This is a genomic window from Micromonospora sp. LOL_024 (assembly GCF_048060415.1).
Lineage (GTDB): Bacteria > Actinomycetota > Actinomycetes > Mycobacteriales > Micromonosporaceae > Micromonospora.
Genome location: NZ_JBHMIS010000035.1, coordinates 1 through 22,751 on the forward strand (window position 1 = coordinate 1; position 22,751 = coordinate 22,751).

The 22,751-nt window shown below is 71.2% G+C and carries 21 protein-coding genes and 5 tRNA genes; 13 read left to right on the forward strand and 13 right to left on the reverse strand.

Features of this window, described 5'->3' with window-relative positions; genetic code table 11:
- Both ACFHWY_RS24065 and ACFHWY_RS24070 read right to left on the reverse strand, forming a co-directional pair.
- The coding region (locus ACFHWY_RS24065; RefSeq protein WP_416582525.1) for a LacI family DNA-binding transcriptional regulator at window positions 1–613 on the reverse strand (613 nt) is incomplete at its 3' end.
- An 86-nt stretch (window positions 614–699) separates the two neighbouring features.
- On the reverse strand, window positions 700–1,992 hold the full coding sequence (locus ACFHWY_RS24070; RefSeq protein ID WP_416582526.1) for an ABC transporter substrate-binding protein: 1,293 nt from the start codon (window positions 1,990–1,992) through the stop codon (window positions 700–702).
- A gap of 713 nt (window positions 1,993–2,705) precedes the next feature.
- Between ACFHWY_RS24070 and ACFHWY_RS24075 the strand changes: the two genes are divergently transcribed.
- Window positions 2,706–3,899 (forward strand): endo-1,4-beta-xylanase, encoded by a 1,194-nt coding sequence (locus ACFHWY_RS24075; protein WP_416582527.1) that lies wholly within the window; start codon window positions 2,706–2,708, stop codon window positions 3,897–3,899.
- A 118-nt stretch (window positions 3,900–4,017) separates the two neighbouring features.
- On the forward strand, window positions 4,018–4,659 hold the full coding sequence (locus ACFHWY_RS24080; RefSeq protein WP_416582528.1) for a polysaccharide deacetylase family protein: 642 nt from the start codon (window positions 4,018–4,020) through the stop codon (window positions 4,657–4,659).
- Window positions 4,660–4,735: 76 nt separating this feature from the next.
- Here ACFHWY_RS24080 and ACFHWY_RS24085 read toward each other — a convergent pair.
- Window positions 4,736–4,810 (reverse strand) — tRNA-Val (locus tag ACFHWY_RS24085).
- Between the two features lie 37 nt (window positions 4,811–4,847).
- Window positions 4,848–4,920, reverse strand: a tRNA-Gly gene (locus tag ACFHWY_RS24090).
- A gap of 149 nt (window positions 4,921–5,069) precedes the next feature.
- Here ACFHWY_RS24090 and ACFHWY_RS24095 point away from each other — a divergent pair.
- A complete protein-coding gene (locus ACFHWY_RS24095; RefSeq protein WP_416582529.1) occupies window positions 5,070–5,312 on the forward strand; it encodes a DUF6458 family protein in 243 nt (80 codons plus the stop codon).
- 148 nt (window positions 5,313–5,460) lie between these two features.
- Here ACFHWY_RS24095 and ACFHWY_RS24100 read toward each other — a convergent pair.
- The 3 genes from ACFHWY_RS24100 to ACFHWY_RS24110 form a co-directional block, all read right to left on the reverse strand.
- Window positions 5,461–5,535, reverse strand: a tRNA-Val gene (locus ACFHWY_RS24100).
- Window positions 5,536–5,547: 12 nt separating this feature from the next.
- Window positions 5,548–5,618 (reverse strand) — tRNA-Cys (locus tag ACFHWY_RS24105).
- 34 nt (window positions 5,619–5,652) lie between these two features.
- Window positions 5,653–5,725 (reverse strand) — tRNA-Gly (locus ACFHWY_RS24110).
- 317 nt (window positions 5,726–6,042) lie between these two features.
- Here ACFHWY_RS24110 and ACFHWY_RS24115 point away from each other — a divergent pair.
- Both ACFHWY_RS24115 and ACFHWY_RS24120 read left to right on the forward strand, forming a co-directional pair.
- On the forward strand, window positions 6,043–6,645 hold the full coding sequence (locus ACFHWY_RS24115) for a TetR/AcrR family transcriptional regulator (RefSeq protein WP_416582530.1): 603 nt from the start codon (window positions 6,043–6,045) through the stop codon (window positions 6,643–6,645).
- Between the two features lie 81 nt (window positions 6,646–6,726).
- On the forward strand, window positions 6,727–7,302 hold the full coding sequence (locus tag ACFHWY_RS24120) for a TIGR03086 family metal-binding protein (protein ID WP_416582531.1): 576 nt from the start codon (window positions 6,727–6,729) through the stop codon (window positions 7,300–7,302).
- 76 nt (window positions 7,303–7,378) lie between these two features.
- Here ACFHWY_RS24120 and ACFHWY_RS24125 read toward each other — a convergent pair whose 3' ends face one another.
- Entirely contained in the window at window positions 7,379–8,269 is an 891-nt protein-coding gene (locus tag ACFHWY_RS24125) for a hypothetical protein (protein WP_416582532.1), read from the reverse strand.
- A gap of 176 nt (window positions 8,270–8,445) precedes the next feature.
- Here ACFHWY_RS24125 and ACFHWY_RS24130 point away from each other — a divergent pair, with 176 nt between their 5' ends.
- Window positions 8,446–9,114, forward strand: a complete 669-nt coding sequence (locus ACFHWY_RS24130; protein WP_416582533.1) for a class I SAM-dependent methyltransferase — start codon at window positions 8,446–8,448, stop codon at window positions 9,112–9,114.
- Window positions 9,115–9,123: 9 nt separating this feature from the next.
- On the forward strand, window positions 9,124–10,293 hold the full coding sequence (locus tag ACFHWY_RS24135; RefSeq protein WP_416582534.1) for a cytochrome P450: 1,170 nt from the start codon (window positions 9,124–9,126) through the stop codon (window positions 10,291–10,293).
- Between the two features lie 43 nt (window positions 10,294–10,336).
- Here ACFHWY_RS24135 and bioD read toward each other — a convergent pair whose 3' ends face one another.
- Together bioD and ACFHWY_RS24145 are read right to left on the reverse strand one after the other, a co-directional pair.
- Window positions 10,337–11,074 (reverse strand): dethiobiotin synthase, encoded by a 738-nt coding sequence (gene bioD, locus ACFHWY_RS24140; RefSeq protein ID WP_416582535.1) that lies wholly within the window; start codon window positions 11,072–11,074, stop codon window positions 10,337–10,339.
- Window positions 11,062–12,198, reverse strand: a complete 1,137-nt coding sequence (locus ACFHWY_RS24145; RefSeq protein WP_416582536.1) for an 8-amino-7-oxononanoate synthase — start codon at window positions 12,196–12,198, stop codon at window positions 11,062–11,064. The genes bioD and ACFHWY_RS24145 overlap by 13 nt, the downstream gene beginning before the upstream one ends.
- Window positions 12,199–12,377: 179 nt before the next feature.
- Here ACFHWY_RS24145 and bioB point away from each other — a divergent pair, with 179 nt between their 5' ends.
- The 4 genes from bioB (at window position 12,378) to ACFHWY_RS24165 (ending at window position 15,184) form a co-directional block, all read left to right on the forward strand.
- A complete protein-coding gene (gene bioB, locus ACFHWY_RS24150; protein WP_416582537.1) occupies window positions 12,378–13,373 on the forward strand; it encodes a biotin synthase BioB in 996 nt (331 codons plus the stop codon).
- 5 nt (window positions 13,374–13,378) lie between these two features.
- A complete protein-coding gene (locus ACFHWY_RS24155; protein WP_416582538.1) occupies window positions 13,379–13,597 on the forward strand; it encodes a hypothetical protein in 219 nt (72 codons plus the stop codon).
- Between the two features lie 2 nt (window positions 13,598–13,599).
- Complete coding sequence (locus ACFHWY_RS24160) at window positions 13,600–14,109, forward strand: GNAT family N-acetyltransferase (RefSeq protein ID WP_416582539.1); 510 nt, start codon at window positions 13,600–13,602, stop codon at window positions 14,107–14,109.
- 115 nt (window positions 14,110–14,224) lie between these two features.
- Entirely contained in the window at window positions 14,225–15,184 is a 960-nt protein-coding gene (locus tag ACFHWY_RS24165; RefSeq protein ID WP_416582540.1) for an endonuclease domain-containing protein, read from the forward strand.
- Window positions 15,185–15,301: 117 nt separating this feature from the next.
- Here ACFHWY_RS24165 and ACFHWY_RS24170 read toward each other — a convergent pair whose 3' ends face one another.
- The 3 genes from ACFHWY_RS24170 to ACFHWY_RS24180 all read right to left on the reverse strand — a co-directional run bounded on the left by ACFHWY_RS24170 (window position 15,302) and on the right by ACFHWY_RS24180 (window position 20,185).
- Window positions 15,302–17,950 carry a glycoside hydrolase family 9 protein gene (locus ACFHWY_RS24170; RefSeq protein ID WP_416582564.1) on the reverse strand — a complete coding sequence of 883 codons (2,649 nt, stop codon included), beginning with the start codon at window positions 17,948–17,950 and terminating at the stop codon, window positions 15,302–15,304.
- Window positions 17,951–18,316: 366 nt separating this feature from the next.
- A complete protein-coding gene (locus ACFHWY_RS24175) occupies window positions 18,317–19,378 on the reverse strand; it encodes a GNAT family N-acetyltransferase (RefSeq protein ID WP_416582541.1) in 1,062 nt (353 codons plus the stop codon).
- 105 nt (window positions 19,379–19,483) lie between these two features.
- Window positions 19,484–20,185 carry an amino acid-binding protein gene (locus ACFHWY_RS24180; RefSeq protein ID WP_416582542.1) on the reverse strand — a complete coding sequence of 234 codons (702 nt, stop codon included), beginning with the start codon at window positions 20,183–20,185 and terminating at the stop codon, window positions 19,484–19,486.
- A 150-nt stretch (window positions 20,186–20,335) separates the two neighbouring features.
- Here ACFHWY_RS24180 and ACFHWY_RS24185 point away from each other — a divergent pair, with 150 nt between their 5' ends.
- Both ACFHWY_RS24185 and ACFHWY_RS24190 read left to right on the forward strand, forming a co-directional pair.
- Window positions 20,336–21,409, forward strand: coding sequence for a phosphotransferase family protein (locus ACFHWY_RS24185; protein ID WP_416582543.1), 1,074 nt, complete (start codon window positions 20,336–20,338; stop codon window positions 21,407–21,409).
- The gene (locus ACFHWY_RS24190; protein WP_416582544.1) at window positions 21,409–22,629 is read left to right on the forward strand and encodes an acyl-CoA dehydrogenase family protein; all 1,221 of its coding nucleotides are present in this window, start codon (window positions 21,409–21,411) and stop codon (window positions 22,627–22,629) included. The genes ACFHWY_RS24185 and ACFHWY_RS24190 overlap by 1 nt, the downstream gene beginning before the upstream one ends.
- Window positions 22,630–22,751 lie beyond the last annotated feature (122 nt).

The following is a 22,751-nucleotide window of genomic DNA, read 5'->3' on the forward strand; positions in this document are numbered from 1 at the left end:
CCCGGTAGCCGTCCATCCGCGCCCGGCTGCACATCAACTGCGGCGGCCCGGCGATGAACCCAATCCGCCGATGTCCCAGACCGATCAGGTACTCCGTCGCCCGAAGGCTCCCCGCCCAGTTGGTCGCCCCGATCGTTGGCGCGTCCTGGGCCGGTACGCCGGCCGGATCAACGATCACCACCGGAATGTTGAGCCGGCGCAGCTCGGCCTGTAGTGGCGGTTCGAGGGTGGAGGTCACGAAGATGATGCCCTCGGTCGAGCGGGTCCGGATGTTGTCCAGCCACTGTTTGGCGGAGGAGGTACGGCGGTGGATGGCCGAGACCACGGTGCCCACCCCCGAGGCGTGCGCCACGTCCTCCACACCCCGAATGATCTCCACCGCCCACGGGCTGTCCAAATCGTTGAACACCAGATCCACCAGACCCGAACTCGCCCGCATGCTCGGCGGACGACGCCGATAACCATGCCGCGTCAGCAACTCCTCCACCCGCTCCCGGGTCCGTGGAGCCACATCCGAACGACCATTGATCACCCGCGACACCGTCGGCACCGACACCCCGGCCAGGCGCGCGATCGCCGCGATGGTCACCGTACGGTTCTCGTTGGTGGCCATGCGTCCTCCCTCTCCACTCATCCTCGACACTGCCGGAACACCTCGCCGACAGGTTGTCGATCGGCGAGGGCGCGGACCTTCCGGGATCACTGCTGCTTCGCCACCCTGGTGATGTCCTTGACAATCTGGGCCGGCCCCTTGTTACCGGCGACCAACTGGGCCGCGCTGTCGTTGATCTGCCGGCCCACCGCCGGTGGGTACGCCTGGTCGAGATAGAGCTGGAAGCCGGTCGCGATGCCGAGGTTGGCGGCCACGACCTGATTGTTCAGGTCCCTGATCCCGCCGGTCGCAGCCTGGTTGGTCGGCAGCACCGCGCCGGTCCGTGCGGCCCGGCGCTGGTTCTTCGCCTGCAGCAGGGTGCGCAGGAACTCCACCGTCGATGGCGGCGCGTCGCGGCCCACGACGAAGCCGTTGCCGCCGCCGAAGGCGTCCGTCGCCAACCCCTTGCCACCCTCGACGGCCGGGAAGGGGAAGAAGGCGAGCCGGTCGCCGAGACCCCGCTTGCTGGTCGACGACGACGCCTGCACCGACGGGGCCCACTGCCCCATCAGTTCCATGGCGGCGCCCTCGTTGCCCATCGTGGCTGCCTGCCCGGTCTCGGATCCGTATTCCGCGCGGAGGAATCCCGGCTGGAACGGCCGCATGTCGACCAGTTGCTTGAGGTGTTCGCCGGCGGCGACGAAGTCCGGCGTGTTGAAGTTCTGGTCCTCTGCCGCGCGCGCCAGCGCCTCGATGCCGCCGATACGCATCGCGAGGTACGCCCAGTAGTAGTGCCCGGGCCACTTGTCCTTGCCACCGAGCGCGATCGGGACGATGCCGGCGGACTTGAGCTTGCCGACGGCCTCCAGCAGTTGGGCCCACGTTCCCGGTGGCGTCTCGATGCCGGCCTTGGCGAAGAGGTCCCGGTTGTACCAGAAGCCGACCATGCCGATGTCGAACGGGATACCGTAAATCCGGCCGTCCACCGTGTACGGCTGCACCGCAGCGGGCAGCAGTTGCCCGATCCACTCCCTGACGTCCTCAGTGATGTCCTTGACCAGGCCGGCCTCGACCTGCTGTTGCAGCGCGCCACCGCCCCACGACTGGAACAGGTCCGGCAGCCTCTTCTCCTCGACCGCGCCGTCCAGCTTGGTCTTGAACGCCTCGACCTCCAGGGGCTGCACCGCGATCGTGACGTTGGTGTGGCTGTCTTCGTACTGACTTGCCATGTCCGCCCAGAAGCTGAGCATCGGTTCGGCGTCCTGGACGTGCCACCAGTTGACTGTCTGCGGGTCGCCCGGTTCGTCGACGCCGTCATCCCCGCAGGCGCCGAGCACGAGCGTGCCGGCGCCCAGACCGGCCAGACCCAGCAGCGACCGGCGGGAGATGTGCGCTGTCATGGTTCGTCCCTTCGAGAACGGAGGAGGCACACGGAGTATCGTCGATATCGACGGCGAGCTATGTTGATCCGGGTCGCAATTTTCGGTTCAGTACCGATATTTTCGATGTGATGGCGGGCAGGTTACGACGCGTTTGCGGCGGCGGTCAAGAGCCGTGTCGCGAGTGAACGCCAGCCGTCGCCATGAGCGCAATCCCGAGGCGCCCGGATCGCATACTTCCGGAAATATGCCGGATCAGAACCTGAAGGAGTCGAGCAGGTCGACCGCGATCGCAGCGGCGAGGACCGCCCGGTCGATCCGTGACACTGCGCCCACCGACTCCGATCCGGACCCTGCGCCGCACGCAAACCATCGTGAGCACTGAGCCCGCGTAGGGCACGTCCCAGCCGCCCGCCCACCACCCAGCCCTCTCACATGCCTGACGGACGGCGGCGCCGTGCCCGTCAGATCCGAGGTTCCCGGTTCGCAAGTGCTCAGTCCGAGTGGGGCACCCGGCCGAGTTTCGGAAGCTCTCGCGGTTGACTGCAGCCATCGATAGCCATAACGTCTCGGTAAAGTTACCGATTGCTCTCCGGAAGTTATCGGCGTCGCCGCGGCCGTCGCGATGAAGTGCGGGGGTCCGGTCCGGGGCGAGTGCGTTGACAGTGGTGATCGGCGGCGAGGCCCGGACGAGTCGCGACGACGAATGTCGGTCGCACCCGAAAGGACGGCAGATGAAGGTGAGACGGTGGATGACCGCCGGGGCAGTCGCCGTCGCGACCGTGGCGGCGTTGAACACGGTGCCGGCCGCCGCCGGCAAGCCGTACGACCCGACCTCGCAGACGCTCGGCGCACTCGGCCTCCGCCATGGCCTCCAGGTCGGCACGGCGATCAGCATGGACGCGCTGAACGACGCCGACGATCCGCAGTACCGCAAGATCGCCGCTACCGAGTTCTCCTCGGTCACCGCCGAGAACGTGATGAAGTGGGAAAGCCTCGAACCCACCCGTGGCAACTACAACTGGGGCCCGGCCGACCAGTTGGTCGACTTCGCCAAGCGCAACCGGCAGCGCGTGCGCGGCCACGTCCTGGTCTGGCACAACCAGCTGCCCGAGTGGCTCACCGGCGGCGTCGCCGACGGCTCCATCAGCAAGCCGGAGCTGCGCGAGCTGCTGCGCAGGCACATCACCACGGTGGCCAAGCGCTACCAGGGCAGAATCTGGCAGTGGGACGTGGTCAACGAGGCGGTGAGCGACCCCTGGGACACCCCACCCACCCTGCACTACAAGGGCTTCTGGGCGGAGCACCTCGGGCCCGGCTACCTCGCCGACGCGTTCCGCTGGGCCCGCGCCGCCGACCCGAAGGCGCTGCTGTACTACAACGACTACAACATCGAGGCCTTCGGCTCCGGCAACCCGGCCGACGACAAGACCCAGTTCGTCTACGACATGCTCAGAAGGCTGCGCGCCCAGGGCGTGCCGGTCGACGGTGTCGGCTCCCAGGGTCACCTCGGCACCCAGTACGGCAACTACAACACCTTCCAGGTGACCGAGGCGTTGCGGAGGTTCACCTCACTCGGGCTCGTCACCGCGTTCACCGAGGTCGACGTCCGCAGCCAGCTGACCGAGGGCGTCCGGGCCGGCGACTCGGAGGAGATCAACCCCAGGTTGCAGGCGTCGGCGGCCAACTTCAGCGTGCTGATGAAAGCCTGCCTGGCGGTACGCAGCTGCCTGTCGTACACCGTCTGGGGCTTCAGCGACAACCACTCCTGGGTGCCGGGGTGGTTCGACGACCCGCCGGAGGGCCTGGCCACCATCTACGACGAGAACTACCAGCCCAAGCTCGCGTACCACGAGATCAAGTCCGATCTGATTCTCGCTGGTCCGCCGTACGTCCTGCCCCGCCTCGCACCGAAGCCCCGCCGCTGACACTCGTCACGACGGGCGGCCAGCCTGCCACCACCAGCGGGCCGTGTGGGACGCGTCGAGCGCCCCACACGGCCCACCCACCCGGAGGGTCGGACCGATGTCGTCAACCACGCAGCCCATGCGACTTCCGCGTGCCGCCGCCGGGTTCGGGCCGGGCGCCGGACCGCCACCGGTACGCCCCACCGAGATGATCGGCACCGACCGGGCCGTGTGCCTCACCTTCGACGACGGACCGCACCCGGAGCACACCCCCCGCCTGCTCGATGTCCTGGCCGCCCAGCACGTCCGCGCGGTCTTCTTCCTCCAGGGCAATCACGTCATCGCACACCCCGAAGTGGTACGCCGTATCGCCGCGGCCGGTCACGCGCTGGGCAACCACGGGATGCGGCACGACGACATGGGCGCCTGGACCGCCGGCCAGATCGCCTCGGACCTGCTAGAGACCAACGCGGTCATCCGGCACGCGGTGCCACACGCCCGAGTCCCCTACTTCCGGGCACCGTACGGCGCCTGGGGTCAGACCCCCACGGTGGCGACCGCGCTCGGGATGCGGCCCCTGGGGTGGCGGCTCGCCGTGACCGACTGGGAGCCGCCCGGCACCGACGAACTGCTGCGGCGGATCACCGAGGGTGTCGCGCCGGGTGCGGTGGTGCTGCTGCACGACGGCGGCGGCGACCGCAGCCAGACTGTCGACGCCGTTGACCGCGCGATTCCCGTGCTGCGGGCGCAGAACTGGCGTTTCGCGCTACCCGGCGACTGAGCCATCGTGCCTGACGGCACCGTGACAGCGCCCGACGCACGGCCGGCACCGAGTTCTGGAGCCCGATCCATCATTCTGGTGGGCGATACTGGGTTTGAACCAGTGACCTCTTCCGTGTCAGGGAAGCGCGCTCCCACTGCGCCAATCGCCCGTGATGATCATCCACACCAGTAGGCGTGGGAATCGCGAGCGGACGACGGGATTCGAACCCGCGACCCTCACCTTGGCAAGGTGATGCGCTACCAGCTGCGCTACGTCCGCCTGCCCCGACTGGCGGGGACGGGGCAACTCTACCCGATGCCAAGATCGCTCGGGTGGCGGGGCCGACGCCGCCGTGATTGCGCCGATCGCCGTAGGGGTACAGACGTCCTCGACAGCGCACCGCATCCCCTGCGCAAAAGGAGGCTGTCATGGGTATCGGCACCAGTATCTTCCTGTTGGCGCTCGGCGCCATCCTCACCTTCGCGGTCAACGCCAGCATCGGTGGGCTCGACCTGGACGTGGTCGGGTGGATCCTGATGGCCGCCGGCGTGCTCGGCCTGATCTTGACGACCCTGGTCTGGGGCCGCCGCCGGCAGGTGGTCGCCGCCGCGGAGGAGCCGGTGGAGTACCGCCGGGTCGAGGAACGCCGGGACGTCACACCTCCGCGGTGACACCCTTGAGGGGTCACGACAGGTGGTTCGTTTCGAGGACTACGACGACCGGCACATCCGCCGGCTCCGTGTCGCACCCTGGATGTGCGATGCGCGAAGGCCCGGCTCACCGAGCCGGGCCTTCGTGTCGTGCAGCGATACCTCTTCGTGGTGGGCGATACTGGGTTTGAACCAGTGACCTCTTCCGTGTCAAGGAAGCGCGCTCCCACTGCGCCAATCGCCCTAGCTGTTACCGAGGTGGGGACGGGATTTGAACCCGCGTACACGGCTTTGCAGGCCGTTGCCTCGCCTCTCGGCCACCCCACCGAGGTTGCCCCCGTCATGCGTGGCGGCAGCTTCGAGCGGACGACGGGATTCGAACCCGCGACCCTCACCTTGGCAAGGTGATGCGCTACCAGCTGCGCTACGTCCGCACGCCCCCCCGGAATTAACCGGGTGACGGATGAGAACTCTAGCCGAGGGATCGAACGGTTGCCAAATCGGTTCCGCCATCGGCGAGTCCGAGATCCGCGGGCCGGTGGGGTGCGGGATCTCGCCTATAGCCTCCTAGGCAGCTGGGTCACTTGCTGGCAGTTACTACTTGCCGTGGCGGCGGTGCCACCACGGCCCCCGACCAGGCCGACGCGCAACATGCCTGCTCAGCAACTGTCCACCTTCTGACTGTCGCAAGCTGGATCTGCCGGGGTTCGGTGACGGCCCGTGTCCGTTTGGATGGGCTACGGTGACGGACGTGACGAGACGTGCGGCCGAGATCCGCCTGGATGCCCTGCTGCGCACCGCATGTGACGTGATCGCGCAACGCGGGCTGGCGAACACCCGCACGGCGGACGTGGCCCAGGCCGCCGGTGTCAGCCAGGCGCTCGTCTTCTACCACTTCGCCACCAAGGAACGGCTGCTCGCCCAGGCGTTCGCGTACGCCGTCGAGCAGGACCTGGCCCGCCTCGACGCGGTGACCCGCGCCAACACCCCGCCGCTCACCAAACTCCGGCGGATCCTGCGCCTCTACACCCCGGCCGGGCGACCCACCTCCTGGTCGATGTGGATCGACGGCTGGTCGGAGTCGCTACGCACCCCCGAGTTGGAGAAGGTGTCCCGCAAGCTCGACCTGCGCTGGCGGCAGGACCTCGCCACGGTGATCTCCGACGGGGTCCGCGAGGGCATCTTCGACTGCACCGATCCGGCCGGCGCGGCCTGGCGGATCAGCGCCGTAATGGACGGCCTGGCGGTGCAGCTCGCGGTGCACGACCGGGTGATCTCCCGCCGGCAGTTCGCCGACTGGGTACGCCTGGTCACCGCGCGAGAACTCGGGCTCGAACCCGCCCAACTGGAGTAGCCGACCGCCCAGATCCGGCAGGGCCGGTCCCGATGGGCCGAACCGGCCGCCGACCACGCCACCGACGACCACAATGGCGGCATGGACCTGCTGGAGAGGTACCGCCGCAGCCTGGCCGAATTCGTCGACCGGGTGGAAGAGGTCCGCCCTGTCCAATGGTCGGCACCCACCCCCTGCCCCGGCTGGGACGTGCGCAGGCTGGTCGGTCACGTGGTCAGCGAGGAGCGCTGGAGCGTGCCGTTGCTCGCCGGACGCACCATCGAGCAGATCGGCGAGCGGTACGACGGCGACCAACTCGGCGCCGACCCGGTCGAGGCCAGCCGTAACGCCGCGGCGCAGGCCGAACTGGCCGCCGCCCACCCCGGCGCCCTGGCACGGACCGTGCACCTGACGGCCGGTGAGACCCCCGCCGAGGAATACCTGCACCAGTTGCTGGTCGAGCACCTGGTGCACGGTTGGGACCTCGCCGTGGCGATCGGCGTGGATCCCACGCTGGACGCCGACGGCGTCGCCGCAGCTGCCCGCTGGTTCTCCCGCCGGGTGGCCGACTACCGGCGCGGCGGGCTGGTCGGACCCGAGACCGAAGTGCCCGACGGGGCCGACGAGCAGGACCGGCTCATCGCCGCCTTCGGCCGCGACCCCGACTGGGCACCGTAGCCGCCCGGAAGGCCATCGCCGTCCTGACGGAAACCCCTGGCGCGCGGCCGGAGCCGACCGCCCGGCAGGGCCGACGTCAACTCAGGTAGCCGCCGTCCCTGCGCACCGTCCGCCACCGGCTCCGCGCGCCGGGTTGCCGTTCCCAACGACCGGCGGCACCCGAGCCGTCGACCGCCGGCTCGGGTTCCCGGTTCAGCTGTCGCAACCGCAGCAGCAGGCCGACCCCGAGGAACAGCAGCAGACCACCGAGCAGGAACGCGGCTTCGGTGAGGCCGATCCCGCCGCTGCGCGACACCTGGTTGCCGGCGACACCCGCAGCCGACGGGTCGGCCGCGCCACCAGCCGCTGCCGCGTCGTCGGCGAGGCCACCGTCCTCCTCGGTCGGATCCACCGTCGGCACCTCGGCCGGGTCGACCGTCGATCCCTCCGACGGGGTGGGTACCGCGGTCGTGGGGCGGGCCGTACCCCGCCCGACCACCTCGCGGGTCGCCGACTGGCGGGACAGCAGTTGCAGGTTCTGGTTGTACGCCTCAGCGGCCAGGCTGACCCGGCCCTGGTCGACGTCCCCGGCGAACGCGATCCGGTACTGGGCGGTCACCGTCCGGCCCGGGCAGAGCGTACCCGGGTCCAGCTCACGATCGGTCAGCCGCGCCGAGGCGCCCTCGGTCCGCACCTCCACCGGAAACGAACCGGTCTCCTCGATCCGATCCACCCGCACCTGGTCCAGCCGCAGCCCCTGCACGCTCATCACCATCGACCAGCGAACCTTGATGCAGCCACCCTGGTCCGAGCGGGACACCACGGCGGAGACCGTCTCCACCCGCCCACCGGCGGTGAACTCGGCGGGCAGGCCGCCGAGTTCGGTGGCGAACGCCGCCTGCGCCGGCGCGGCCATGGCAACGTCCACCCCGGTGAGACACGCCAGCACCACACCGATCCGTAGCGTGCTCCGCCACAGCCTCTTCACGATCAGTCCTCCTGTTGGTTGCCTCCATTCGCAACGGTAGGAGCGCCACAGGCCACCCGGTAGACGGGCGTGTTGGCACAGACCGTGAAGCAAGATGCCCGATTTCACCTACGGTAGTGAACCGACTACCTGACACCCTCGACACGCCGTGACGGGCGACGGTGCACAATCAGCCGGTGTCCACGCTCTCCGCTGCCTTCGTACGCCTGCACGCCCGGCTGTTGCCCGTCGCCTTCGTGCCCGAGGTGCGGCTGCATCAGGCCGACGAGCCGATCGGGCTGTGGGAGCTGACGGAGGGCGAGTTCCGCAGCGACCGGCCGCCGCCGTTCTGGGCCTTCGCCTGGGCGGGCGGTCAGGGCCTCGCCCGCCATGTCACCGACCACCCGCAGGCGGTTGCCGGCCGCCGGGTGCTCGACCTGGCCGCCGGGTCCGGCCTGGTGGCCATCGCCGCAGCCAGGGCCGGCGCCGCCCACGTCCGCGCCGTGGAGGTCGACGAACTGGCCGTCGCGGCGGTCGCCCTCAACGCCGAGGCCAACGGGGTACGCGTCGACGCCGAACTCGGCGACATCCTCGACGGCGACTCCGGCGACGCCGAGGTGGTCCTCGCCGGTGACGTCTTCTACAGCGCGGCGCTGGCCAACCGGGTACTGCGGTTCCTGCTGCGTGCCGCCCGGTCCGGAGCGTCGGTACTGGTCGGCGATCCGGGCCGGGCCTTCCTGCCCCGGGACCGCTTCGACGAACTGGCCTGCTACGAGGTGCCGGTCAGCGAGGCGCTGGAGAGCGTACGGGTGAAGCGCACCACGGTGTGGCAGTTGCGCACGGCCCGGCCGAAGGCGGCCGGCTAGCGTGACGCCGTGTTGTTCCGCAGCTGGGAGCAGGCCACCGGCGGTGATCTGCTCCGGTGGCCCGACGTGGCGCGCGTCGTCGACCACGTGGGCGTCGAACACCTGCTGGTGACCCGGCACGCCCTGGTCCGCCAGGTGCTCACCGATGCCCGGACGTTCCGTCCGGACAACGCCCTGGACGCGATCACCCCGATTCCGGTGGCCGCGCTGCGGATGCTCGCCGCCCACCGGTTCCGGTTACCTCCGACGCTGGCCAACAACGGCGGCGACACCCACCCGGGCATCCGCGCGCTGATCGCCGACGCCCTGCACCCCACCCGAGTGGCCGCCCAGCGGGACTGGCTGGCCGGGCTGGTCCGGCACCGGGTGGCCGACCTGTCCGTCGTCCTTGCCCGGGGTACGCCGGTGGATCTGCACACCGACCTCGCCGCCGACCTGCCGCTGCTGGTGCTGGCCCGGCTGGTCGAGCTGCCCGACGCTCCGGTGGCGGCGGTCAAGCGGTTCGCCCGTGCGGCGCTGGAACTGTTCTGGGCGCCACTGGACGCCGACCGGCAGCAGGTCCTCGCCGCCGAAATGGGCTGCTTCCACCAGGTGCTACGGGAGTTCGCGGCCACCGGCGACGGTCTGGTCGGAGACCTGCGGGCCGCCGGGCACCCGCCCGACGTGGTCGTCGGCGCGCTGTTCTTCCTACTGGTCGCCGGGCAGGAGACCACGTCGCAGTTCCTCACCCTGCTGATGCACCGGCTCACCGGGGAACCGGCCGTACTGGCCGGCCTGCGCGACGGCTCGGTGAACGTCGCCGACGTGGTCGAGGAGGGGCTGCGACTCGAACCGCCGATCGTCACCTGGCGGCGGGTCGCCGGCGTCGACACCACGCTGGGCGGGACCGTGGTGCCGGCGGGCGCCAGTGTGGTGCTGTGGCTGGCCAGAGCCGGACGGGACCCGGCGGTGGTGCAGTCGCCGGACGAACTCCGCCCGGGGCAGCGCGGGTCGCGCCGGCACCTGGCTTTCGGGGCGGGCGTGCACCGCTGCGTCGGCGACCAGCTCGCCAGGATGGAAGCCAGCACGCTGGTGGCCGAGGCGGCACCGCTGCTCACCGGGGTACGTGTCGTTCGCCCGCCCCACTATCCCGACAATCTCACCTTCCGGATGCCCGACACCTTCGTCGTCCGCCGCTGACCTGCGCCGCTGCCACCGGACGGAGCTGCACAGGCCGGCTCGGTCAGCTGATCTCGTCGGCCCAGGAACGCCAGTCGTCGAGTACGCCGTACAGGGCCGGAGTCAGCCAGCCCGGCGCGGAGCGCCGGAAGACTCCCGGATCCATCGCCCCGGCGCCACCCGGCAGGGTGCCGAGCAGATTGGGCAGCAGGTCGCTCAGGTTGGCCCAGTGCACCAGCTCGGGTTCGGCCGGCCAGGCACCAATCACCACGCCGGTCGGCACGGCCCGCCGCTCCAGGGCCTCCAGGGTCAGCGCGGTGTGGTTGAGGGTGCCGAGCCCGGCACGCGCCACCACCACTGCCGCAGCGCCCAGCGACACGGCCAGGTCGGCTATCGTCCACGCCTCACCCGAGGGCCGCAGCCCCATCGGCACCAGCAGCCCGCCGGCCCCCTCGAACAACACCAGGTCGTGCTTGTCGGCCTCCTCGCGGACGGCGTCGACCGCGCTGTACAGCTCCAACGGCGGCAGTTCGGCGACCCGGGCGGCGGCCAGTGGGGCGAGCGGGTCGGGGAAGCTGGCCAGAGTACGGCCGGTCATCGGGGCGGCCAGCCGTTTGATCACCTCGACGTCGCCGGGTACGCCGGTCGCCGTGCCGGTCTGGCCGGGCTTGACCACCGCTACCCGCAGCCCCGCAGCCTGCGCGGCCGCGGCTATCGCCGCGGTCACCACCGTCTTACCGACCTCGGTGTCGGTCCCGGTGACCAGCACCGGTCCCCGCCACTGATCCGTCATGGGGCACATTCCACGATGATCTCCAGGGCCCGTTCGAATTCCGCCTGCGACACCCCGGCGCTGATGGTCAGCCGCAACCGGGACCGGCTGTCCGGGGTGGAAGGCGGACGGAAGCACCCGACCGCCACCGCCCGGTCCCGGCAGGCGGCAGCCCAACCGGTCGCCGCCTCGGGGCCGGGGGCGGTGACCGCGACGACGGCGGCGGCGGGGGTGGAGACGTCGAGCCCGGCGGCGCGCAGCCGGCGCACCGCGAGGGCGGCCCGCCGCGCCAGGTCGGCACGCGGCCCGTCGCCGGCGCGGGCCAACCCGACGGCGGCGTGCACCCCGGCGGCCACCGTCGGTGGCAGGGCGGTGTCGTAGATGAAGGTCCGGGCGGTCTCCACCAGATGCCGGACGTACTCGGCCGGGCCGGCCACCACGCCACCCGCGCCGCCGAGCGCCTTGGACAGGGTGGCGGTGACCACCACGTCGGGCTCGCCGGCCAGCCCGGCCGCGGCCACCGCGCCAGCCCCGTGCGGGCCGGTCACGCCGAGCCCGTGCGCGTCGTCGACCAGCAGCAACGCGCCGTGTTCGCGGGCGGTGGCGTGCAGCCGGGCCAGCGGGGCCAGGTCACCGTCGACGGAGAAGACCGACTCGGTGACCACCACCGCCGGGCGGCCCGAAGCGGCAGCCAGAGCCGCCGTGACCGCGGTGACGTCGGCATGCGGGGTGACCACCGTCTCCGCGCCGGAGACCCGGCAGCCGTCGATCAGCGAGGCGTGGTTGTGCGCGTCGGAGACCAGCAGCGTGCGGGGACGGACCAACGCCCGGACCGCGCCGATGTTGGCCAGGTATCCGGAGGAGAACACCAACGCCCGGTCGGTGCCGAGCCACCCGGCGAGCGCGTCCTCCAGCGCGTGGTGCGCGTCGGTGGAGCCGCGCACCAGCCGCGATCCGGTCGCCCCCAGCCCGTACGCGGACAACGCGCGGGCCGCGGCGGCGATCACCTCGGGATGCGTGGCCAGGCCCAGGTAGTCGTTGCCGGCCAGGTCGACAACGGCATCGTCGGCGGCGCGCGGATGCAGCCGGCGGGTCAGTCCGGCTTTAGCCCGCAGCTCGGCGCGGCGGTCCAGTGCCGCCAGCCAGTCCGCCACCGCCACGTCCCTTCCCGCCCGTCACCGCCCGTCAGGCGCTTCCGCCGGGCGAAGTTACCACCCGCCCGACCTCCCCCGGCGTGGCGTGGTGCGGCTCACCGGACCACCGCGACGCGAGTCCCGGCCCCGCCGCCCGCGCTCGTTTCCCGCCCGCAAAGTGGCCTTGTAGGGTACGTGCCATGCCAGAGATCCTCGACCAGGCCCGGGACCAGGTGCTGCACAACGGCGTCGGCCTCGACGAGGCCGGTGTCCTCGCCGTGCTGACCCTGCCCGACGAGCATCTGCCCGCCGCTCTCCAACTCGCCCACGAGGTCCGGATGCGCTGGTGCGGTCCGGAGGTCGAGGTCGAGGGAATCGTGTCGCTTAAGACCGGCGGTTGCCCGGAGGACTGCCACTTCTGCTCGCAGTCCGGCCTGTTCACCTCGCCGGTACGCTCGGTCTGGCTGGACATCCCCTCGCTGGTCGAGGCGGCGAAGCAGACCGCGGCGACCGGGGCGACCGAGTTCTGCATCGTGGCGGCGGTACGCGGTCCCGACGACCGGCTCATGAAGCAGCTGCGGGAGGGCGTCGCCGCGATCAGGGCCGAGGTCGACATCCAGGTGGCCGCCTCGCTCGGCATGCTCACCCAGCAGCAGGTCGACGAGCTGGTGGAGATGGGTGTCCACCGCTACAACCACAACCTGGAGACCTGCCGGTCACACTTTCCGAAGGTGGTCACCACGCACTCGTGGGAGGAGCGCTGGGAAACCCTGCGGATGGTCCGGGAATCCGGTATGGAGGTCTGCTGCGGCGGCATCCTCGGCCTCGGCGAGACGGTGCGGCAGCGGGCGGAGTTCGCCACGCAGCTGGCCGAACTGGACCCGCACGAGGTGCCGTTGAACTTCCTCAATCCTCGCCCCGGCACCCCGCTCGGCGACCAGCCGGTCGTCGAGGGCAAGGACGCGCTGCGGGCCATCGCCGCGTTCCGGTTGGCGATGCCCCGCACCATCCTGCGGTACGCGGGCGGCCGGGAGCTCACCCTGGGCGACCTCGGCACCCGGGACGGGCTGCTCGGCGGCATCAACGCCGTGATCGTCGGTAACTACCTGACCACCCTGGGTCGCCCGGCGACCGACGACCTCAAGCTGCTGAACGAGCTGAAGATGCCGGTCAAGGCGCTCTCGGCGACCCTGTGACGCCGATGGGTGCCCCCGTGACGCCGACGGGCGACCGCGAGTCGCCGGCCCCGTGGTGCGACCGGTGCGGCGCCGCCTCGGCCGGTGCACACGACGGATGCGCGGCGGCGCGGGCGCTGGAGCCGCCGCGCTTCTGCCCCCACTGCCGACGCCGGATGAAGGTGCAGGTGTTGCCGGTCGGCTGGACGGCGGCCTGCGTCGAGCACGGAGAATTACGGGGTTGAGCATGCAGCTGCGCGGAGAGCGGGTGACGCTGCGGCCGGCGAGCGGCCAGGACGTGCCCACGCTGGCGGCGATCCGCGCCACGCCCGAGGTGCGTCGCTGGTGGCGCGGCGGAGACGACCTGGTCGCGGCCGTCGAGGAGGACCTCGCCGAGGAGGGCACGTCGGTCCACGTGATCGAGCACGACGGCCGGGTGGTCGGGGCGATCCAGTGGCACACCGAGGAGGATCCGGACTACCGGCACACCGGCATCGACATCTTCCTGGCCCCGTCGGTACACGGTCGAGGGCTCGCCGGTGACGCCATCCGCACCGTCATCCGGCACCTGATCGACGTCGACGGCCACCACCGCTTCACCATCGACCCGGCGGCGGCCAACACCGCCGCGATCCGGGCGTACGCGAAGGTCGGTTTCCGCCCGGTCGGCATCCTGCGCCACTACGAGCGCGGTGAGGACGGCCGCTGGCACGACGGCCTGCTGATGGACCTGCTCGCCGCCGACCTGCCCACCTGACCGGCCCGCCAGGGTCGTGCACACCTGGCGGATCTTGGAGAGTTTCCGTCAGGACGTGACGGAAACTGTCCAAGATCTGGTGGCACCGCTGTGATGGAGCGGCCAGAGTCGCCAGATGCCTCCCGCCATCCCCGACGATCGGTCTGATCCCCTGCAGTGGCTCGCGTTCGAGCAGGCCGGTGTCCTCACCACCACCCAGGCCCTCAGCGTCCTGCCCGAGGGAAAGGTGCGCGGCAGGATCCGCATGGGCGGGTGGCGCTCGATCAGTCGAGGTCTGCTGCTCACCGGGAACGGGCGGCTCAGCCGAGACCAGCAACTGTGGGTTGCGGTCCTCGCCGCCGGGCCGGGTGCGGTGCTCGCCGGTGTCACCGCAGCCCTCGAAGCGGGGGTACGGGGCTTGCGTTCCGAGCCTCTGCATGTGCTCATGCCGGCAGCCCGACGCGTCAGCCGTAGCGTTCTGCGTCGGTTGCCGATCGACATGCCCGCAGTGCTGGTGCACCGTTCGTCGGTGTTGCCCGAGACGCATCTCCAGGTCGGCCGGCCGCCCCGGACCACGACCGCGCGCGCGTTGGTCGACGCGGCCGGCTGGGCACCGTCGACGCGGGCGGCGCAGGAGGTACTCGCCGCCGGCTGCCAGCAGCGGCGGGTGTTGCCGGAGGAGTTGGCCGCCGTGCTCGACGTGCTGCCCCGGGCGCGCCGACGGGCGCTGATCCGGCAGACCATCGACGACATCGCCGGGGGCGCCCAGGCGCTCAGTGAGATCGACTTTGTCCGGCTCTGCCGCCGCGCCGGTCTGCCCCGCCCTGATCTGCAGGAACCCCGGACCGACGCGGCCGGACGCACCCGCTGGTTGGACGCGTACTGGCGGAAATGGGGGTTGCACGTGGAGATCGACGGGGCGCACCACATGGACGTACGCCAGTGGGCGGACGACATGCGGCGACAGAACGACGTCTGGACGACGGGCGACCGCATCCTTCGCTTCCCCGCATGGCTGGTCCGCTCCCGACCGGACGAGGTCGCCGACACCATCCGCCGCGCCCTGCTCGCCGCCGGCTGGCGCCCGGACAGGTGATCGGCTTCTCCAGATCTTGGAGGGTTTCCGTCAGCTCCTGACGGAAACCTTCCAAGATCTGGTCGACCGGTCCGGCGGCGGGTCCGGGTGATGCGCCCGGACCCGCCGCCGCTGCGGTCAGGCGATGGTGCAGGTGGAGCCGTTGAGCGTGAACGTGCCGGGCCTCGGGTTGCTGCCGGTGTGGGTACCGTTGAAGCCGATACCGACCGACGCGCCCGGTGCCAGGTTGCCGTTGTACGACAGGTTGGTCGCGGTCACCGCCGGCCCGGTCTGGGCGTAGGTGGCCGACCAGCCCTGGCCCACCCGCTGCCCGGCGTTGGGGAAGCTGAACGCCAGGGTCCAGCCGTTGATCGCAGTGGTGCCGGTGTTGGTGATGGTGATGTTCGCGGTGAAGCCGCTACCCCAGTCGTTGCTGCCGTAGGTGACCCGGCAGGGCGAGGTCGGCAGCGGCGCCGAGGTGGTCACCGTCACCCGCGTCGAGGGCGACGAGGCGTTGCCGGCCGCGTCCATCGTGACCACGTAGAAGTAGTAGGTGGTCTGCGGCTGCAACCCGGTGGCCGGGTACGTGGTGCCGGTGACCGTGTCGACCAGGGCCGACCCGCGGTAGATCCGGTAGCCGGTGACGCCAACGTTGTCGGTGGACGCCGTCCAGCTCAGGTTGGCCGACCGGGAGGTGACCGAGGTCGCCACCGGCGTACCGGGGGTGGTCGGCGGGGTGGTGTCCGGGGTGGACACGGGCTCCGCGCCCCACACGCGCACGCCCCCGACGTAGAGCGGCACGTTGCGGTTGGGGCCGGCGGTCGCCTGGTAGGACGGGTCGTTGGCCGGGTCCCAGGTGCCGCCCTCCGACACGCCGATCTTGAACTGCACCTCCATCCGGTGCTGGGACTGGCCGGACGGGGCGATGGTGTGCCCGGTGCAGTCGACCTCGACGTACCAGAGGTCACCGCCGGCCTGACGGGCGGTGCTCGGCGACGGGCAGCCCTGGGTGTAGCCGGGGGTCACGGTCACCGACCCGGCGCCCTCGGTACGGAAGTAGTAGCGGAACTTCGCGTCGGTCAGCGCCCGGGCCGGGAACGCGGACTTGTTGTAGATGATCGCCTTGATCCCGGTGGCCCGTGGCTCGTTCTGCATCACCGTGGTCTCCACGGTCAACTCGTCGATGTCGGGCTGCTCGGCGACCGGGAAGTTGGCCAGCGGAGTGCCGCCGTACTGCTGGGTCAGCCGGGCCAACGCGGAGGTGAAGCCGGCGTTGTAGTCGGTGGCCACCTCGTTCATCACGTAGTCCGACCGGCTGTCGGTGTACGCGTCGTTCGGCGAGGACGGGCCGCCGACCAGCGCACCGAACAGCGTGTGCCGGGTCGCGGTGGGTACGGTCATGCTGTCCCACCAGGACCCGTGTGCGGTGCGGTGGTGGGGGTTCCTCGGCGGATTGGCGCCGAAGCCGATCACGTAGCTGGAGTTGCGCGGGTTGTCGCCGAGGGCGTAGTTGATCTGCCGGACGGCGAAGTCGTGGTAGCGGGCCTTGCGGGCCGCGTCGGTGGTCTTGTCGCTGTAGACCAGCGCGGCGAAGGCGGTGTTGGCGGCGTAGCGCAGCGCACCCCAGGAGTCGAGCACCGCCATCCCGCCGGGCGAGTACCGGACCCGCTCCCCGCCCACCCCGACGGTCCAGTAGTCCAGCCACCGGTTGGCGTCGTCGATGTACTTCTGCTTGCCGGTCAGGTTGGCCAGCAGCACGTACGCCCCGAACTGCTTGTTGTCCCAGGCGACGGTCCACTTGTAGGAGCGGGTCGTGGTCTGCGGTTCGGTGCCCAGCCGGTCGTACTCGCTCTCCGCCTTGGCCAGGTACGCGGCGTCGCCGGTGGCCCGGTGCAGCCAGATCGCCGCCCAGACCAACTCGTCCTGGTAGCCGCTCCACGAGCGGTAGAAGCTGGTCACGTCGGTGATGCACTCGTGGTAGTTCTTGCGCACCGTGTCGGCGAACGTGTAGAGCTGCCGCGCATGGGTCAGCAGCTTGTCGGCGTAGGCGGCGTCGGTGGGCCGGAAGACCATGGAGGACGCCGCCATCGCCGCGGCCGTCTCGCCTGCCAGGTCCGCGCCGCCACAGCTCGCATCGATCTTGTACGCGGGCCGGGCCATCGGCATCACCTCGGCCGGTCCCCACCACTTGTGGTCGGCGTCGCCGTTGCCGACCTGCCCGTAGAGGACGTTCGGTGCCGGATGCGCCTTGACGAAGTAGTCGTTGACGAAGCGCAGGTTGTTGAGCAGGTGGTTCAGTTGGCCGGAGGCGGCGTACCCGGACCGGTACTCGACCGCTCCCCAGGCGAGCATCGTGGTGCTGAACGCCATCGGGAAGCCGAACTTGACGTGGTCACCGGCGTCGTACCAGCCGCCGGTTAGGTCGACCCCGACGTCGGCGCCGTCGCGCAGGGCGGAGTCGTCGCGCCACGACACGCGGTTCCACTGCGGCAGCGGCCCGGACTGCTGCGCCTCGTAGAACAGCAGGGACTTCTGCAGCGCCTCCGCGTAGTTGAAGGCGGGCGCGGCGGCGGTCGGCGCTACCCCGTCGGTCGGCGCGGCGACGGCACCGCCACCGGGTACGCCGACCGCGAGCGCGAACCCGGCGGCCAGCGCGGTCGCGACGTTGCGCAGACGGCGCGGCCAGGGCTGGTCGGGACGGTGTGGCGGCCGGGACTGGTCGGGGCGCGGCCGAGGTCGGCGCTGGTCGTCGGGGGCGGGGCGCGGCGGCCGTCGGTGGTGGTGCATGCGGCTGCTCCTGTCGATGCGTGACGGCAGCGCCGACGGAACGCGCAGGCGGACCGGGGCTGCCGGTGTGTGGTGGCGGTGTGGGGGTGGCGGTGCGGCGAGGGCGAGCAGCTCCAGCAGGGCCGGGAGCGCTCCCATGGACACTCAGCAATGTATCGGGCGGGTCACCGCTTTGTGAAGAGCCCGGAACACACCAGGAGGTGGCGCTGCCGTACTCGCCAGCGACAAAGGGGGATCGTCACACTGTCGAATGCGATCGATAGCTATGGGCGCCGTCACCGTGGGCGGCGGGCGGGGCACCGCACCGGGAGCCCCGCCCACCTCACCGTCCTCCGCACCGGAGGTCGGTCGTCCGTCGCGCCAGCCTCAGCCGGCGCTCTCCGCCGCCGCCGGCACCTCAGGTGGCAGCGGCACAGTGATGGTCAACAGGTTGCCGTCCCGTTCGACCGCGGTCGGTCGGGACAGCCGGCGCAGCATACGCACCATCGGCGTGTTGTCCGCCTGGACGTGCAGCACCAACGCCGCGTAGCCGGCCGATTCGGCCTGCCGGGTCAGCCGCCGCAGCAGGGTCGAGCCCAGGCCGAGCCGCTGCCAGTCGTCGCGCACCAGCAGCGCCAGTTCGGCCTCGTCGCCCTCGGCCAGCAGATTCGCCATCGCGACGACCGACTCCGCCGCCCCGCCGGAGCCGGTCGTCGCAGCGACCAGGGTCAGCCCCCGGGCCGGCTCCAACAGGCGGCGCAGTCGGGCCGGCGTCGGCTGCCCCGCACCGCCCAGGTAGCGACGATGGCGGCTACGCGCCGAGCATGCCTGGTGCAGCTCGACCACCGCCGTCAGGTCGTCCGCGACGGCGGGCCGCACGACCAGTTCGGCGCCGTCCGGGAGCACCACGGTGACCTGCTCGCCGGCCCGGCGCGACGAAGTGGCACCCAACTCCAGCAGGGCCTGTGCCCGGGCGTACTCGGCCGGCGTGTAGCTCGGCGCGACCCGGCGCAGGGTGTACGAACCGCCGTTGGGGTCGGCAAGCAGCATGGTCGTGCCGTCGATTCCCGGGCGGGTCACGGCCGACGCGGGCCGCCAGGTCACCTCGTCGGCGCCGAGCAGGGCGCGCAGCACCTCACCGGTCGCATCCGGGTCGTGGACCAGTCGGGTCGCCAGCCCGAGTACCCGGGTCGGCTGGTCGGCCAGGCCGCGCGCCTCGCTGCGCGCCACCCAGCACTCCCGGCCCCGTCCCCGCTCGACGGCGGCGATGAGATCCGCCTCGGCGATCGTGTCCGGCGCGTCGACGAGGAAGTCGTCGACGGCACCGTGCTCGGTGGTGTGCACCTGCACGGAGAGGATGTTGACTCCACGCAACGCGAGGCTCGCCGTGAGCACCGACAGGTAACCCGGTCGGTCGTCCACGGTGGCTCGGATCCGCCACAGCGTCATCGTTGCCTCCCTTCCCGTGCCACCCTGACCTGCGGCTGTTGCCGGCCGGTTGCCCCACCATGTCCGGCCGTGATCAGCTGTGCGGTCTGCGTCACATCCCGCAGGTCAGGGGTTGGTGGCGATCGACGGGGTGCCGACCAGGTCCAGCCGGTCGCCGAGGATCACCGCGCTGGCCCGGACCAGCTGGGCGAGCCGGTCGACCTCGGTGCAGTGGAACGCGGCCGGTGCGAGCGTCTCGCTGTAGTCGCGGGAGACCACTAGGACCAGCCCGGCCCGACCGAACGGAGCGACCGCGAAGTGGCCACCGTCGGGCATGGTCATCGACCGGGCCCGCAGCGGGGTCACCTCCGGCAACGGCGGCGGTACCGGCGTACGCCAGCTGGCGTGTCCCACCGTCGCGCCGCCACCGCCGGTACGCGACGCCCAGTCGACCGGCACCATCGCCGCCACCGCCCAGTCGGCGGCGAGCAGCCCGGGCACGGCGTCGACCAGGGTGGCCAGCCCGTCGGCCGGGTTGGCGGCGACCTGCGCCAGCAACTCGGCGTCCTGACCGGTGGTGGTGGGCGCGCCGATCGCCCGCCACACCCCGTCGACGCGCACTCCGGGAATCGCGGCCAGACCGGCCAGCAGCCGCTCCACCCGCGCGGCGCCCGGCCACACCACGGTGAAATCGTCGACCGCCCGCCCGCCGAGGCGTTCCAGCACGACCACCTGCACGATGTCCGCGCCGGACACGCCGAGGGTGCGCGCCACCTGGCCGAGGGTGCCGGGACGATCTGGCAGAGTGACCCGAACCCGCAACAACATCTCAAACCCCTCCGCTCTCGGCAGGCCGGCGTGGTGGCCGGCAGGCTGGTCCCAGCCTGACAGTTGACCATTTCGTCCCTGTTGCGGCGTCATGTCCCCAGAGTCAAACCTGACCTTGACAAGCCGTTCGAGCTGCCATGGACTGTCTGGATGACCGATCCGGCCGAGGAGACCCCCGCTCCCGCCACCGTCTCCCCCGCCGGCCTGGATCTTGAACGGCTCCGCGGTCACCTGGCCACACACCGACCCGAGCTGGCCGCCGGGCCGCTGCGGGCCGAGTTGATCACCGGCGGCCGGTCGAACCTGACCTACCTCGTCCAGGCCGGCGGACAGGAGCTGGTGCTGCGCCGTCCGCCGCTCGGGCACGTGCTGGCCACCGCGCACGACATGGCCCGGGAGTTCCGGGTGATCTCGGCGCTGGCCCCGACCGCCGTGCCGGTGCCGCGAGCCCTGCTGCTCTGCGGCGACACCGACGTGCTCGGCGCGCCGTTCTACCTCATGGAGCGGGTCACCGGTGAGGTGTTCCGTGACCGGTCCCGGACGAACAGGCTCACCGGCGAGCAACGGCGCGCGCTCGCCATGGCGATGATGGACACCCTCGCGGCGCTGCACACGGTCGAGCCGGCCGCCGTCGGCCTGGCCGACTTCGGCCGCCCGCAGGGGTACCTCGCCCGGCAGGTCCGACGCTGGGCGGGGCAGCTGGACCGCTCCCGGAACCGCCCGCTGCCCGGCATCGACGAGCTGCGCGACCAGCTCGCCGCCAGTGCGCCCGAGGGCGCCAATACCGGCCGGATCGTGCACGGCGACTACCGGCTGGACAATCTGCTCGCCACGGTCGACCCGGTGATGGTCACGGCGGTGCTCGACTGGGAGATGGCCACCCTCGGTGACCCGCTGGCCGACCTCGGGCTGCTGCTGACGTACTGGACGGTGCTCGGCGGCAACGACGTCGCCGACGGCAACCCGGTCGCGGACGGGCTGGGTCCGCGCGCCGGCTTCCCGGCCGGCGGCGAGCTGATCGACCGGTACGCCGGCCGCAGCGACGTCGACGTCGGCCCGCTGCACTGGCACGTGGCGCTGGGCTGCTTCAAACTCGCGGTGATCTGTGAGGGCATCCACTACCGGCACACCCTCGGGCAGACCCTCGGCGAGGGCTTCGACACCATCGGCCACCTGGTGGCCCCGCTTGTCGCAACTGGACTGACCTCGGTGAAGGATGCCTGATGGATTTCGCGTACGACACCCGGACCGAGCAGCTGCGGATGGAACTGGCCGAGTTCCTGGAGCAGCACGTCCATCCGGCCGAAGCGGTGCACGCCGCGCAGGTGCTCGCCGCCGGTGACCCGTGGGCCCGCCCGCCGGTGCTCGCCGAACTGAAGTCCGAGGCCCGCCGACGTGGCCTGTGGAACCTCTTCCTGCCCGACCCGCGCCACGGTGCCGGGCTGACCAACCTCCAGTACGCCCCGCTGGCCGAGCTGACCGGGCGCAGCCCGCACCTCGCCCCGGAGGCGCTGAACTGCGCCGCCCCGGACACCGGCAACATGGAACTGCTCGCCGAGTTCGGCTCCCCCACCCAGCAGGAGCGCTGGCTGGCGCCGCTGCTCGCCGGAGAGATCCGCTCCGCGTTCTGCATGACCGAACCGGAGGTCGCCTCCTCGGACGCGACGAACATCGCCACGTCGATCCGCCGCGACGGAGACCACTACATGGTCGACGGCCGCAAGTGGTGGTCCTCCGGGGCGATGGACCCGGCCTGCGAGATCTTCATCGTGATGGGCAAGACCGACCCGAAGGCCGACCGGCACAAGCAGCAGAGCATGATCCTGGTTCCCCGGGACACCCCGGGGGTCACGGTCCGCCGGGGCATGACGGTCTTCGGCTACAGCGACGCCCCGCACGGCGGGCACGCCGAGATCGACTTCGACGGTGTACGGGTGCCGGCAGAGAACCTGGTCGGTGCCGAGGGGACTGGCTTCGCCATCGCTCAGGCCCGGCTCGGCCCGGGCCGGATCCACCACTGCATGCGCCTGATCGGGATGGCCGAGCGGGCCCTGGAACTGCTCTGCCGGCGGGCCGCCGAACGGGTCGCCTTCGGCCGCCCGCTCGCCGAGCAGGGCGTGGTACGCGAGTGGATCGCCGAGTCCCGGGTCCGCATCGAGCAGGCCCGGCTGCTGGTGCTCAAGACAGCCTGGTTGATGGACACCGTCGGCAACAAGGGCGCACACACCGAGATCCAGGCCATCAAGATCGCCACACCGTCGATGGCCGAATGGGTGATCGACAAGGCGATCCAGGCCCACGGTGGTGCCGGCGTCAGCCAGGACACCCCGCTTGCGGCACTCTGGTCCCAGGCCCGCACGCTGCGCCTCGCCGACGGCCCCGACGAGGTGCACCGGTCCAGCCTCGCCAAGCGCGAACTGCGCCGCTGGGCCAGCCCGGCCTGACTCCGGCTACGACGCTGGGCTCCCCCACCTGTGTGGGTGACGCCCCGGATCATCACATGTCCTGTTCGCCGACAGGCCCAGGTGTTCGCGGCCGAGTCCTCTGCTCTGCTTCGTGCCACACC

What these genes read in the sequence shown, in the direction of transcription:
- ACFHWY_RS24070 (WP_416582526.1), bottom strand. Translation starts at nt 1,992, where the DNA reads ATGACAGCGCACATCTCCCGCCGGTCGCTGCTGGGTCTGGCCGGTCTG.
- ACFHWY_RS24075 (WP_416582527.1), top strand. Translation starts at nt 2,706, where the DNA reads ATGAAGGTGAGACGGTGGATGACCGCCGGGGCAGTCGCCGTCGCGACC.
- ACFHWY_RS24080 (WP_416582528.1), top strand. Translation starts at nt 4,018, where the DNA reads ATGCGACTTCCGCGTGCCGCCGCCGGGTTCGGGCCGGGCGCCGGACCG.
- ACFHWY_RS24095 (WP_416582529.1), top strand. Translation starts at nt 5,070, where the DNA reads ATGGGTATCGGCACCAGTATCTTCCTGTTGGCGCTCGGCGCCATCCTC.
- ACFHWY_RS24120 (WP_416582531.1), top strand. Translation starts at nt 6,727, where the DNA reads ATGGACCTGCTGGAGAGGTACCGCCGCAGCCTGGCCGAATTCGTCGAC.
- bioD (WP_416582535.1), bottom strand. Translation starts at nt 11,074, where the DNA reads ATGTGCCCCATGACGGATCAGTGGCGGGGACCGGTGCTGGTCACCGGG.
- bioB (WP_416582537.1), top strand. Translation starts at nt 12,378, where the DNA reads ATGCCAGAGATCCTCGACCAGGCCCGGGACCAGGTGCTGCACAACGGC.
- ACFHWY_RS24155 (WP_416582538.1), top strand. Translation starts at nt 13,379, where the DNA reads ATGGGTGCCCCCGTGACGCCGACGGGCGACCGCGAGTCGCCGGCCCCG.
- ACFHWY_RS24160 (WP_416582539.1), top strand. Translation starts at nt 13,600, where the DNA reads ATGCAGCTGCGCGGAGAGCGGGTGACGCTGCGGCCGGCGAGCGGCCAG.
- ACFHWY_RS24165 (WP_416582540.1), top strand. Translation starts at nt 14,225, where the DNA reads ATGCCTCCCGCCATCCCCGACGATCGGTCTGATCCCCTGCAGTGGCTC.
- ACFHWY_RS24170 (WP_416582564.1), bottom strand. Translation starts at nt 17,950, where the DNA reads ATGCACCACCACCGACGGCCGCCGCGCCCCGCCCCCGACGACCAGCGC.
- ACFHWY_RS24175 (WP_416582541.1), bottom strand. Translation starts at nt 19,378, where the DNA reads ATGACGCTGTGGCGGATCCGAGCCACCGTGGACGACCGACCGGGTTAC.
- ACFHWY_RS24180 (WP_416582542.1), bottom strand. Translation starts at nt 20,185, where the DNA reads ATGTTGTTGCGGGTTCGGGTCACTCTGCCAGATCGTCCCGGCACCCTC.
- ACFHWY_RS24185 (WP_416582543.1), top strand. Translation starts at nt 20,336, where the DNA reads ATGACCGATCCGGCCGAGGAGACCCCCGCTCCCGCCACCGTCTCCCCC.
- ACFHWY_RS24190 (WP_416582544.1), top strand. Translation starts at nt 21,409, where the DNA reads ATGGATTTCGCGTACGACACCCGGACCGAGCAGCTGCGGATGGAACTG.